The 12,891-nt window shown below is 48.4% G+C and carries 13 protein-coding genes; 7 read left to right on the top strand and 6 right to left on the bottom strand.

Annotated features, from left to right (window positions below; genetic code table 11):
* Nucleotides 1-175: 175 nt before the first annotated feature.
* From FC82_RS10305 to FC82_RS10290, 4 genes are all read right to left on the bottom strand, one after another.
* A complete protein-coding gene (locus FC82_RS10305; protein WP_056996941.1) occupies nt 176-541 on the bottom strand; it encodes a hypothetical protein in 366 nt (121 codons plus the stop codon).
* A gap of 142 nt (nt 542-683) precedes the next feature.
* Nucleotides 684-1,301, bottom strand: coding sequence for an alpha/beta hydrolase (locus tag FC82_RS10300; RefSeq protein ID WP_054759528.1), 618 nt, complete (start codon nt 1,299-1,301; stop codon nt 684-686).
* Nucleotides 1,294-2,262 carry a ring-cleaving dioxygenase gene (locus tag FC82_RS10295; RefSeq protein WP_054759530.1) on the bottom strand — a complete coding sequence of 323 codons (969 nt, stop codon included), beginning with the start codon at nt 2,260-2,262 and terminating at the stop codon, nt 1,294-1,296. The genes FC82_RS10300 and FC82_RS10295 overlap by 8 nt, the downstream gene beginning before the upstream one ends.
* A 147-nt stretch (nt 2,263-2,409) precedes the next feature.
* A complete protein-coding gene (locus tag FC82_RS10290; RefSeq protein WP_054759531.1) occupies nt 2,410-3,318 on the bottom strand; it encodes a GH25 family lysozyme in 909 nt (302 codons plus the stop codon).
* A gap of 591 nt (nt 3,319-3,909) precedes the next feature.
* On the opposite strand from FC82_RS10290, the gene FC82_RS10285 reads away from it, so the two are divergent.
* The 5 genes from FC82_RS10285 to FC82_RS10265 all read left to right on the top strand — a co-directional run bounded on the left by FC82_RS10285 (nt 3,910) and on the right by FC82_RS10265 (nt 8,975).
* Nucleotides 3,910-5,082, top strand: a complete 1,173-nt coding sequence (locus FC82_RS10285; RefSeq protein WP_056996940.1) for an aminotransferase class I/II-fold pyridoxal phosphate-dependent enzyme — start codon at nt 3,910-3,912, stop codon at nt 5,080-5,082.
* Nucleotides 5,083-5,107: 25 nt separating this feature from the next.
* Complete coding sequence (locus FC82_RS10280) at nt 5,108-6,106, top strand: D-2-hydroxyacid dehydrogenase (RefSeq protein ID WP_175279658.1); 999 nt, start codon at nt 5,108-5,110, stop codon at nt 6,104-6,106.
* A 386-nt stretch (nt 6,107-6,492) separates the two neighbouring features.
* The gene (locus tag FC82_RS10275; protein ID WP_056996939.1) at nt 6,493-7,242 is read left to right on the top strand and encodes an alpha/beta hydrolase; all 750 of its coding nucleotides are present in this window, start codon (nt 6,493-6,495) and stop codon (nt 7,240-7,242) included.
* Nucleotides 7,243-7,305: 63 nt separating this feature from the next.
* A complete protein-coding gene (locus FC82_RS10270; protein WP_056996938.1) occupies nt 7,306-8,079 on the top strand; it encodes a matrixin family metalloprotease in 774 nt (257 codons plus the stop codon).
* Nucleotides 8,080-8,360: 281 nt separating this feature from the next.
* Nucleotides 8,361-8,975: a uracil-DNA glycosylase gene (locus FC82_RS10265; protein ID WP_054759540.1), complete on the top strand. Its 615-nt coding sequence runs from the start codon at nt 8,361-8,363 to the stop codon at nt 8,973-8,975.
* Here the strand turns inward: FC82_RS10265 and FC82_RS10260 are convergent.
* Together FC82_RS10260 and serC are read right to left on the bottom strand one after the other, a co-directional pair.
* Complete coding sequence (locus FC82_RS10260; protein ID WP_056996937.1) at nt 8,967-10,145, bottom strand: phosphoglycerate dehydrogenase; 1,179 nt, start codon at nt 10,143-10,145, stop codon at nt 8,967-8,969. The two genes, FC82_RS10265 and FC82_RS10260, sit on opposite strands and share 9 nt — an antisense overlap.
* Nucleotides 10,146-10,310: 165 nt before the next feature.
* A complete protein-coding gene (serC, locus tag FC82_RS10255; protein WP_056996936.1) occupies nt 10,311-11,390 on the bottom strand; it encodes a 3-phosphoserine/phosphohydroxythreonine transaminase in 1,080 nt (359 codons plus the stop codon).
* Nucleotides 11,391-11,741: 351 nt separating this feature from the next.
* Here serC and FC82_RS10250 point away from each other — a divergent pair, with 351 nt between their 5' ends.
* Nucleotides 11,742-12,356, top strand: coding sequence for a histidine phosphatase family protein (locus FC82_RS10250; RefSeq protein WP_054759542.1), 615 nt, complete (start codon nt 11,742-11,744; stop codon nt 12,354-12,356).
* Nucleotides 12,357-12,456: 100 nt separating this feature from the next.
* Nucleotides 12,457-12,720: an N-acetyltransferase gene (locus FC82_RS17180; protein ID WP_082620307.1), complete on the top strand. Its 264-nt coding sequence runs from the start codon at nt 12,457-12,459 to the stop codon at nt 12,718-12,720.
* Nucleotides 12,721-12,891: the final 171 nt, after the last annotated feature.

Genomic DNA, 12,891 nt, shown 5'->3' with positions numbered 1-12,891 from the left:
ATGGGCAATCAAGGAGATCATTTAAAAGCACGATTTCCAGACAGCTGCGTTTAAAAGCGTTCACAAATCAAAAACTTGCTAAAAACGGACTATTTTATAAAATCCAAACCTGGGATTTTATAAAATAGTCCGTTTCTGTACCAGTTTTAAATCGGTTTGCGCCACTTGCTTTGAATCAGATCTTCTGTTCTGCTTTAATCACGTCGACTTGCAGGACGCGGGTCAGCCACGGGAATTGGGCCTTTTTAGCGTCAAATTCGGGGCCTTCTTCTAAGAAGGTGCCCCTGCCAGTGATGTGGAAACCGGCCCCCGGTCCTTGGGTGCCAGCAACGTCCTTACTACCAACGGTTAACAACAAACTGTTGTCAGTCTTCAAGGCTTCTTGAATGCTGTGCATACCGGCTGCGGGCAGATAGATCGTATCGTCATCGACGGTGAGGTAGGAGTTCCAGGTATTTGTCACGGCTAAGGTATCACCAGTAGTAATGATGGTCACAACGCCTTCGTGTGAGAGAACTTCGCGTAATTTTTCTGATAACATGAGCAAATCGCCTCCAATAAATGTGGGTTCAGTTTAGCACAATTCAATGCAGAAAGGAACACATGTTTGTGTATTATTGTGATATTTAATTATTCTTAAACTAAATAACCTCATCGTAAGTGGCAACGATGAGGTTATTGCATTAATGCACTGACAGCCATTGCTTGGCGGCTGCTAACTCAGCTTGAGAAGGGCGATGCGACTGATGATTTTTGAACACAGTGACATCAGCCCCTGCCGTTTTGAGTGCTGTAATGAGTTGGTCAAAATTGCTTTCTTTAACGATTGGGTCAAGGTCGCCAAAACTGGCAAAGACTGCCACGCCATTCAAATCGGGTAACGACGGCTGTTCTTCAATCAGCATTGGATGCAGCAGAATCGCGGTTTTGAAGGGTGGCTGCTTATGCAGCAGTGAATAGGCAGCGATATTAGCACCGTTGGAGAACCCCAGGACAATTAATCGTTGCGGGTCAAGAAGATGCTCGTCAGCCACAGTGGCCGCCGATTGCCATAACCAGTCAGCTTCCTGGCTAATGTTGGTCAGGTTAAAGCTGCCGTCACGATTGCGGATAAAGTACCGCCGTGCGCCGGCGCCTTCGGTAATGCGACCGCGAATGCCAAAGGTGGGGTGTTGCGGCAGCAGAAAGGTCGCAAGCGGCAACAAGTCACTTTCATCGCCACCGGTACCATGCAGCATTAAAACCGGTGCCAGTTTTTGCTGACCTGGAAAGTAAGCCGTATGCAGGTCGGTCTCACTCATCAGCGGCCTCCGTGTTGAACGGCACGAGGTCGGCCTCGATGGCGGCTCGTTGCGGTTCGAGAAACGGCGGCAGTTCCAAGTGACGCCCGGCCTCTTCGTACGTTTCATCAACTAAGAAGCCTGGGCCATCGGTGGCAATCTCAAACAATACACCGGGAGCTGCTCGGAAATATTCTGATTGGAAGTAGAAGCGTTCCACAAACCCGGAGTCGTGCAAACCCGCTTTCTGAAGCCGATTGATCCAGTATTCAAGTGTGTCATGGTCGCTGGTTCTAAAGGCCAAATGGTGTACACTGCCATAGCCTTGCAGCGCGTTTGACGTCATCAAATCAAAATTAACGATAACTTGTGCGCCGTGACCGCCGTGGTGCAGTTCGTATAACGTTTGACTGCCTTCGACCGCAATCACGTTAAAGCCCATGACTGTGGTCAAAATCGGGTTGAGCTGTTCGGGGTGGGAGAGTGTGATCACCATTGGTCCCAGGCCGGTGATGGCGACTTCATCGGGCACCGGACTGTGACGGTATGGTGTGCCGCCCGCGACCCCGTCATTAGTCTCATCAGAAACAAGCTGATAGCGTTGATTGTCAAAATCATAAAAAAAGAGGGTTTTGGCATCAAATTGCGTGGTTACAGCATCGTGTTTAATGTCGTTTTCGTCAAACCGCTGCACCCAGTAATCAATTGCGGCGTCGTTTGGCACCCGGAAGCCGATCCGTGAAATACTGTTATTGCCTGGCATACCGTGTCCAAGACCAGGAAAGTCGAAGAACGTGATGTCGGTGCCGGCAGTGCCCATGTCATCGGTAAAATAAAGATGATAGGAAGCAACATCGTCTTGGTTAACGGTTTTTTTAATGAGGTGAAGGCCGAGAATCTCGGTCATAAACTGAAACATTTTCGGTGAACTAGATGTGATCGCGGTAACGTGATGAAGCCCAATTAAGTCTGTTTTTACCATGTTGGCCACCTCCGGGCGAGTTCAAATTTTATGTCAGTATGACACACTTATTAAAAGTAAGCAATGAAAAAGCGTAAGAAAAAACGACATCCAATACCACTATTATAAGCGGGCTGGATATCGTTTTCAGCGTTCTTTATTTTGATTTTAACGGGTCTGCACGTATGCCTTGTTAGCGGTGATGTAAGTACCGTTGGTCAAGAGAATGCGCGCCGTACCATTTGATGATTTCACGATTGACTTAGCAGTCAGCGCCGTATTGTATTTTACGCTGGCAACCTTACCGGTCAGGTTGGCTGTCTTGTAACGGTTGATTGCCCGGGTGGCGTAAACCTTGGTCCCCGACTTGATACTGGTCATGTAAGTGGCTTTACTGGTGTAGTTGTACCAGCTTGAAACGGTCTTGCTGTCAACGACCTTGCTCAGATCGACATTGCCGCTGATACCGGAAACGCTGCCTGAACTTGTGTATTGCCACAGGTCGGTTGAGACGTTTGGCTTTGCTGAGTAGTTGGCGATCCAAGTTCCGTCAAACTTCGAGGTGCTGATACTGTGTGAACTGACGAAACTCTGGTATGAATAATAGATCACTGGCTTGTTAGTCAGGCTGCGCATCGTTGATAACCAAGCGTTAACGTAAGTTTGTTCCTTACCCTTCACGCTTGAGACCCGGTGTTCGTTATCCAGCGCGTAAAATTTCGCGTTGGAACTAGAAAGGGCGTAGAACTGACGAGCGTCCTTGACAGCGTCTGCAGTACTGTTGAATTCAACGTAGTCGTACTGACCAAACGGGACCCCGTACTTCTTGGCACCGTTCGCATTGGTATTGCGTTTGGAATCGATGGTGTAGTCGGAATCACCCGAGTTCCCATGTTTGACCCGAATAATCGCCAACTTGAGCACCTTTGAGGCTTTCGACCAGTTGATCGATCCTTGGTACTGTGACACGTCGGCAATTTTAGTTGCTGAAGCAAAAGCTGAGCTACCAATAGTCAGCGCACTCACGAGTGCTAAACTCCCTGCAAAGATTTTCTTCATTAAACGATGATTTTTCATGGAATTCCCCTTTTTTTGATTGTCTGTTTGTATACTATAAGTCTAACGTAACAATAAAACAGTATGAAAACAGCCAGTTTACAGTCTACTTACATTTGTGTCATGTTTGTAATCTGCTGAAAAATGATGTGCTTGATTTGCGCTTGCGTTCGTTACAATCTGCGATTTGTCACTCGGTTGGTTTGGGCAGTATCAGGTAGCGGCTGTGACCTGGTCCGGGACTGATACGCGAGTTACTTTAGTCTTGTGTCAAATTGCGGACTACAACGGTATTTGAAAACGGTCGCCTCCGAACTGAACAAAAAGTGACAGCATTCACAACCACCTTGACGAACAAGATGAAAATGTTATGATAGAACTATCATCTATTCTGAGGAGTTCTTAATGATGCAATTACCTACTATTATCCAACTGAATAGCCGTTATTACTTTTGGTTTTTCCAGAGCTGATCTGTGAAGCGCCAAGAGCATTTTGTCATTAATGCAAACCGACCGCACAGATCAGGGACTGACTGTGTGGGATGAAACCATGAGACCCCTGCAGTCATGCCGTGACCGCAGGGGTCTTTAACTATCTAAGGAGTGGTTTTAATGAGTCGTTTATCAAAGACAATGAAGAAAGAATTAGCACAGATTCAACCATCATCTATCCTGGCGTTCAATCAGGAGATTTCTTCAATTCCAGACATCGTCAAATTGACGTTGGGTGAACCAGATTTCAACACCCCGGATCACGTGAAGCAGGCTGCTATCAAGGCAATTGAAAATAACGATAGCCACTATACTGATTCTCGCGGGACTGAAGGGTTACGGAAAGCGGCGGCGCACTTCTTAAACAGTAAGTATGATTTGAACTATGATCCGGATACGCAATTACTGGTCACAACTGGGGCAACAGAGGGTATTTTTTCAGCATTAACTGCCATTTTGAACCCCGGTGATTCCGTTATTATCCCAACACCGATTTTTCCACAGTACATTCCAGTGACCATCTTAAACGGCGGCACACCGATCTTTGTTGACACATCCGATAACGGTTTCGTTCTTTCCCCAGAAAAATTACAGGCAACCATTGAGGCCAACAAGGACACGGTTAAGGCCATTGTCCTGAACTTCCCGAACAACCCGACTGGGGTCACTTATAAGAAGGAAGATCTCGAAAAACTGGCTGCCGTTATCAAACAATACGACATCTTTGTCATCAGTGATGAAATATACTCTGAACTCACCTATGATGGCACTCACGTTTCGATGGGATCGATTTTGCCCGAACAAACAGTTCTGCTCAACGGGGCTTCCAAGTCGCATGCGATGACGGGCTGGCGGATCGGCCTGTTATGCGGACCGGTCGATGTTGTCACTGAAATTGCAAAGGTGCACCAGTTTGCCATTACTTCCGCCACGACCAACGCACAAGCGGCCGCTGAAGAGGCCTTCAAGAACGGACCTGATGATGGCCAAAAGATGCGTGCAGTTTATCAAGAACGGCGGGATCTGTTGATTGACGGCCTGCAACAAGCTGGTTTTGAATGTGCCAGTCCAAACGGGGCCTTCTACCTGTTTGCAAAGATTCCTGCCGGCTTGATTCAAAACAGCGTTGACTTCTGTTACGATTTAGCGCGTAAGGCCAAAGTGGCCGTCATTGCCGGGAGTTCATTCGGCCCCGGCGGTGAAGGGTACGTTCGGATCAGTTACGCGGCCAGCACGGATAACTTGAAGGAAGCTATCAAGCGAATTCAACAGTACGTCACAGATAACCAATAATTTAAACAATAACGAAGGGCGGTTGATCATGAAAATATTAATGTTTTCGGTTCGGGAAGATGAACAGGCGGCAGTTAAGCACTGGAGTGGGCTGCATCCAGAATTTCAGGTGGACACCAATACGGTCCCGCTGACGGAAGACACAGTCGACCTCGTCAAGGGCTACGATGGTATCGTGGTTCAGCAGCATTTGCCCATTGATGCGCCCGTAATTTACCAAAAATTGCACGCGTATGGCATCAAACAGCTGACGTTGCGCATTACCGGCTATGAGATCGTGAATTTGAAGTTGGCAGCAGAAAACAATCTCGTCGTGACGAATGTACCGGCCTATTCACCACGGTCAGTCAGTGAACTGGTACTCGCCCATGTCATGTACTTAGTGCGTCATCTTGGGATCGCTCACGCCAACGGCAAGCAACAGGACTTTCGCTGGATCGGTATCGAAGCAAACGAGATTCATAACCTGACCATCGGCATCATCGGCGCGGGGAAAATCGGCAGTGCCGTTGCCCGGATCTTCCGTGCTCTCGGGTCCACCGTCATCGCTGCTGACCCGATCCACCGGCCAGAACTCGGTGATACCCTGACGTATACGGACCACAAAACCGTTTACCAAACGGCTGATATTGTGACGATGCACACGCCATTGACGGACGAAACGATGCACATGATCGATGCAGATGTCTTTAAAATGATGAAACCGTCCGCCTTTTTCATCAACGCATCGCGGGGTCCCGTTGTGGTGGCTGATGATTTAGTGACCGCTTTGGAAAACCATGAAATCGCTGGTGCCGGCATTGATACGATCGAAGGCGACAGCAAGATCTTTAGTCAGGATTGGCGAGGCAAAGCGCTCAACAACGCCCCGTTAGAAAAATTGCTGACCATGCCGAACGTCAGCGTTAGCCCACACGTTGGGTTTTACACTGATGCCGCTGTGGATAACATGGTGGAAATTGCATTGGACGATGTTCGGACCATTTTGAATGGTGAGAAGAGTCGGCACGCCATAACTGAATGATGAGAAAGCGGCACAAACCGGTTGAAGGCTGGAGCAGAAGCGGACTTTGATTTGCGGAGCTCGTTTTGACTGAGTGACCGATTCCTGCTTTCTGGAATGGTTGCGCAGGCGGTGCGTTTTGACTATATCAGCTTAATTGATCATTGAATAGAAACGAATAAACAGGTTAACGACTGGCACGGGAGCAAATTTGCTTCTGTGCCAGTTTTTGATTTGTGGCGCTCGCTGCCAGTCGGTTGTCAAAAATAATTGGTGAAAATCGATACTGGACTATGCTTAGATTGTTTGTGGCAAACTTTAAAAGCTAAGTCAGAGGCTTGCAGTTGTCTCCAAGACTGCTGATAGCGTAAAATAGAGATAGTAAGAAACAGAGAGGAGTGATTCGGATGAGCGTCACTTTACCACAACCATTTTATTTTAAGGGCGGTGACAGTGCGGTTATTTTATTGCACACGTTTGCCGGGTCACCAATGGATGTCCAGATTCTCGGCCGAAACGTTCAGCGGGCAGGCTACACCGTTCTCGGGCCCGCGTTTTCCGGGCACGCTACGGCTGATCCGACCAATATTTTTCTCAAGGGTAATCCAACCCAGTGGTGGGCAGACACCCAACTAGCAGTCAATCAGCTCAAGGCGGATGGCCACGACCAGATTGCTATTTTTGGCGAGTCGCTGGGTGGTCTGTTCGCGGTGAAGGCCATGGAAGAATTGTCTAATATCGTGGCGGGCGGCACTATCAGCACACCGTTGTTTCCAATTGACACCGGTAAGGTTGCCGAGCGATTCTTGCAGGATGCGCGGGCGTGGTATAAAAAAATCGGGATCTCAGCCGAGACGATCGACACCAAAATGGCGTTTTTGCACGAACAGATCAACTTGACCTTGCAGGGGATTCGGGACTATACTGTGCCAATCCATGACAAACTAAACGTCATCAAACAACCGACATTTATTGCGCAACCTGATGCGGATGAGCTGATCGATCGCACGGTTGGCCCAAGGTTGGCAGATACGTTACAGAATCAGACAACGGTGAGTTATCATCACTATCCGAATGCGCCCCACGTCATGACTTACAGTCCACAGGGACGTGAACTCGCGGATGATCTGGTTGCATTTCTTAAAATGGTATTTTAATCATCTCGCACAGTGAGGGATGGTTCTACGTTAGATGCTAAGCCAGGTAAAAGGAGGGTGAACATGATGCGGCGCTTTAAACTAGTTCTGACAGTCGTTTTTGGTCTATTAGTTGTTAGCAGCTTCAACACCACGGCAAGTGCGAAAACGACTACGACGCCCACACCCAGTCATGCCGTTTTAGCCCATACCGCCAGTTACTATGCGCAGCATGAACTGGCCCTTATCACGACCTATGGGATCGATCTTAGTTACCAAACGGCGTACAACAGTGCCGACCATATTTGGGTTTATGATCAAACGCATAACAAGGCGCTTCACCGTAGTCTAAGGGTGGCGATGGCGAATTGGAACAGCAAGCTGGGCACCAAAGTTTTTTATGCGGGCACTAAAAAACACCATACAATGGTCGTGAAACTCAGCGATGGCAAGTCAAACGACGGCAATCAAATGGCCTGGTGGCTGCCGGCAGCTAAGACGATTCAGGTGGACAAGTCCTATTACACCAGCCAACTGAGTTTTATCGATAAATATATGAAACGTCGGTACAGCACAGCACCAGAGACTGGTCTATCGGCGGCTAAAGCCGACGCGACCATCGATGCGACAACGGCCAATACAGCGCGCACCGTTGAATACAGCCGGGTGCTGACCCATGAATTGGGGCATACGCTGGGACTGACCCATTCAAAGAACAAAACGGATCTGATGTACGCGGGGCTGGCATTCGATGACATCTATTCATACCAGGATGTCACCAATGCCACCATTTGGGCGAACCCCCTGTCGACTACGGATATCAAACGTGGCCAGTTAGCGGTTAAACTAGCAGAATAATCATAAAAAAGCACCTTTCGCGATACGCTTTGCGAGAAGGTGCTTTTTTGTGGATAACTTCGTAGCTTGTGAATTCTTTTTGCCATGGGTAAAATAGACAATAACTGAAACAGATAAAAGTCGCGAAACACACTGGTAGCACCTGATAAATTGGATTGCTTTCAGGAATCTCAGTTTCGTTTCCGATAAAAATATACATTCACATCCACACAGTTTCCACAGCTTATCCACAAGTTATCCACAAACTTATGCACAATGTGCACAGAAAGGTGATCAGTAGTATGGCAACGTTTTTAACGGCAGCAGAAATTAATACAGCCAAGCAGTTGATTGAAGAAAATCCGCGTTTAGAAGGCTTTGTTCCGGGTGAAGGGACGTTAGAACCGCAATTCACGTTAGTCAGCGAGGCGCCTGGCCGCATTGAAGCGGAGACGGGGCACGGTTTTATGGGACCGTCCGGCCAGAAACTCAATGAGTGGCTGACGACCCTTGGTATTACACGTGATCAAATCTACATGACCGGGGCCGTAAAAGGGCGCCCGTTCACTGAGAAAAACGGTCGGAAAAGCGATCGGAAGCCAAGCAAAAAGGAGGAAGCAGCCTTTGCACCTCTGCTAGATAATGAACTAGCAAAGCTGCCAAAGGGCCACGACCTCCTCGTGCCATTGGGAAATACAGGGTTACAACGGTTACTGGGTAACGCGGTGAAGATTGGCGATGTCCATGGTGAAAGTTTGACACACGCAATTCGTTACTGGGACGGTCAAACGTATCAATGGACGGCTCGGGAGTACAAAATCTTCGCCATGTACCACCCGTCATACGTCCGCCGGTTTCCAAGGATGCAGGAACCGGCAGCTGCGGATCTAAAGGCGCTTAAATCTGTATTACGCTAGTGCTGGGTTCTTCAGGATGCGAACCCGGAACACAGCATCAATTTTACCTAACCGGGTCACCAGTTCGTCCTCAATTTCTTGTTGCAGGTGTTTGACATCGATCACCGTGTATGCAACGTCCTCACGGGCAGCGTTGCTCATCCCTTCAATGTTGATATTGGCGTTGGCCAAGGCAGTTGCAATCTGACCGACCATGTTAGGGATGTTTTTGTGGATCAGTGTGATTCGGTAAGGTGTTGTGAAGGGAACCTGTAAGTTTGGCAGGTTCACACTGTTTAAAATATTGCCAGTTTCCAGGTAGGTCATGATCGTTTCAGCGCCTTGAATCGCGCCGTTCGTTTCGGCTTCGGCGGTTGAACCACCAATGTGAGGGGTCACGACAACGTCATTGCGGTCGAGGATCTCATCACTCCCAAAATCTGTATAGTAAGTGCGGGCTTTGCCGGCATCCAGAGCTTTAACAACGGCTGCGTTGTCCACGATGCCGCCGCGGGCAAAGTTGAAGAGGGCCACTCCCTGCTTCATGATTGCGAGTTGTTCGGCACCAATCATGCCGGTTGTTTCACTGTTCTTTGGCACGTGAACCGTCACGAAATCGGCTTGTTTGATAGCTTCATCGAGGGTTTGAGCCCGGTGGATATCAGTCGAGATCCGCCATGCAGCGTCAGACGTCAAATAAGGATCATAAGCGATGACCTTCATGCCAAGGTGGTTGGCAGCGTTAGCGACTAATGACCCGACGTGGCCGACACCGATCACAGCCAGTGTCTTGCCCAGCAGTTCTTCGCCGTTGAACTTTGTCTTGTCGCGTTCGGTCCGTTTTGAAATGTCGGCACCACTGTTGTGGGCGGCATAGTCAGCGGCCGCAAACAGGTTTCGGTTTGAGGCAATCAGCATTGCCACCATGAGCTCCTTAACGGCGTTGGCGTTGCTGCCGGGAGTGTTGAAAACGGCGGTTCCATTGGCCGTTGCTTTATCTAACGGAATGTTGTTGAAGCCGGCGCCGCAACGGGCGATAACTTTCAAGTTCTTTGGAAAGACGTGGTCGTGCAGGTCCACAGAACGGATGAGATAGCCGTCCGCGTCGTCGGTCTGGTTCACTTGATACTGGTCCGTAAACCGGTCTAAACCGGCCTGCACGATTGCGTTGTAGGTTTTTACTTGATGCATGTCGAATTCCTCCTAGATAGTTTTGGGTTTTAGGGTTTATTTAGTAGTTAATGAATTAATAAATGCGTCCGTTACATAGCGCGGTGATGTGGTCAAACAACGGTCAACACGTGATATTGAAATCACGATGCCATGTCAGTTGACGCGTTGCACCGTTCCAATAGGCTACACGTGAGCTCGTTCAAACGTATACAGTTCGTTAACCAGTGCCTGGACACCATCGAATGGCATGGCGTTGTAGAGACTGGCACGCAGACCACCAACGCTTCTGTGCCCCTTTAAACTCATGAGGCCGTGGGCGGTCATGTCGGCGATAGCGGCCTTATCCAAGTCTTCGTCACCAGTCATGAATGGCACGTTAGTCAGTGAGCGGTCGGCTGGTTTAACGTTGTTGTGGAAGAGTTTTGAATGATCCAGATAGTCGTAAAGCAGGCTGGCCTTCTTTTCGTTGCGTTGCTGCATTTCATCGACGCCGCCATTTTCCTTGATCCACTTGAGCACGAGACCGGTGGCATAAATTGAGAAGACGGCTGGTGTGTTGTACATCGAATTTTTCTTTGCAAACAGGTCATAGTTTAAGATACTTGGCAGGTGCGGAATTTCTTTGATCAGGTCTTTGCGGACAATCACAATGGTGACCCCAGCCGGACCGATGTTCTTTTGAACGCCGGCGAAAATCAAACCAAAGTCAGAAACGTTGTAGCGTTGTGCGGTGATATTTGAAGACATGTCGCCGACCAGCACAGTGCCGTTTGTTTCCGGCAGGTCGTGGTAGGCTGTGCCCTCAATCGTGTTATTGGTGGTGATGTGCAAATAGTCATACGTGTCGGTTGCTAACGGTGCTGGTAAAACGGGCAGTTCCTGGTAGTGGTCGGCCTTCGTGGTGGCCAGCGTATCAACTGTGATTCCTAGATTAGCAGCTTCTTTGGCAGCCCGGTCAGCCCAGTGGCCGCTGTCCAGCAGCGCAATGCGGTGATGGTCAGTGGCTAAGTTTAGCGGCACCGCTGCAAATTGGCCGGTTCCGCCGCCCTGGAAGAACAAGACCTCGTAGTTATCAGGGATGGCCATCAGGTCGCGCAGGTCTTCTTGGGCACCGTTGATGATGTTGTCAAAGAGTGTGGAGCGGTGGGAAATCTCTAAAATACTCATCCCGGATCCTTCCAGGGATGGTAACTCGGCTTGAATCTTGTTGATCACTTCATTGGGTAGGGTCGCCGGACCAGCGGCGAAGTTGTAAACTGTCATGGCTATTTGCCTCCAATTAGAATTTTATGACCTGAGATAGGACCTAAAAAAGCCCTCACAGTGCAGTCACTGTGAGGGCGGTTATCATCACTTATTCAGTGGCCTCACAGTGTGATATGAATCACCTATGTGAGACCTTTTTTGGGCGTTGCCAAAGGGGCCTACATAGATGGAACTGTAGACCAGGAGGAGGATGTTTGAATGTCAATTGTGTGTAAATTCATGTTTATCGGCCTCCGTTTCTTTAATTAAAATTTAACAGAGGAATTTAGTTATGTCAACAGGTTTTAGCAGACGTGTCTGAAATAATATGTCATAATAACAACAGAATAAGAAAAACGGAGGCACATTATGACCGACTTTTATTTCATCCGTCACGGGCAGACAACGGCGAATGTTCGGGGTTTAAAACAAGGAACCATGAACACGGCAATCACCGAGTTAAACGAAACGGGGCTGGCACAGGCTGCCAATTTGCGGGATCATTTTGATATCAGTTTTGCGGACCAGGTGGTGGCAAGCCCCCTGAACCGGACACGAAAGACGGCCGCCGTTTTAAACGAGAAAGCGCAGCTGCCAATCAGTTACGATGACCGGTTGTTAGAGATTTCTTATGGCGACTGGGACGGTCAAAAGAACCTGGATCTGGAGAAACAATATCCAGATGTTTTCGACCACAACCTTCACGATGTGCTGCCAACATATGTCGACCTCGCGCATGGCGAATCTTTTGAGAAAGTGGCTGACCGCGCGAAGTCATTTATGACTGAATTTGCCACGAAGTATCCTGATCAAGCCATTATTGTGGTTACCCATGGGTTTACGGTCAAGGCTGCTGCGATGACGGCGGTTCAGCCAGCCAATCTCATGGCACTTCCGGAACCGGGTAACACCAGTGTGACGAAAATCGGCTTTGATGCTGCTAGTGGTCAGGCGTACCTGTGGTGCTATAATCAGCAATATTAATCAAACGAACAAAAGGTTGCCAGACGTGCCGATGTTTGAATGGCTCTTGACGGCGTTTTTTGATGCTCGTATTCCAACTTGATGCGAGGCTGAGCAACAGATAGTCGCTGACTTTAGGGGATGGAATTACCATCACAAGAACAAAACGGGCGATATTGTCACCGAAATTAAGTTTAGTTTTGATACCCCAGGCACCATGACCATTGCAAGGACGACCGTTGAACCTGAACCGCAGGTCAAGGGAATCGCTAAGAAACTGGTTCCCAAACCGATTTCGATGGCCAAGACGTACGACTTTAAAATCATTCCCGACCGCAGCTATGCGGAAGCATTCTTTGAAGCACACAAAAATATAGCGCCATAGTGCGCTAAGTGACACATTATTCTAACGTTTCTAATAAAACTAGCGAAGGCTAAATACAGACATATTTTAGTTTTTGTTAGTTTTTTTATGCGCAAAATAATACTTATTTTTTTCGCCCGAAGTGTCAAATCAAGTGCAACAGTTAATGACCTATTCCAATGATTGGTCTAG

The organism is Secundilactobacillus collinoides DSM 20515 = JCM 1123, from assembly GCF_001435975.1.
In the GTDB taxonomy this organism is placed as follows: domain Bacteria; phylum Bacillota; class Bacilli; order Lactobacillales; family Lactobacillaceae; genus Secundilactobacillus; species Secundilactobacillus collinoides.
Note: the sequence above shows the minus strand (reverse complement) of the source record. Positions and strands in the feature narration are given on the sequence as shown.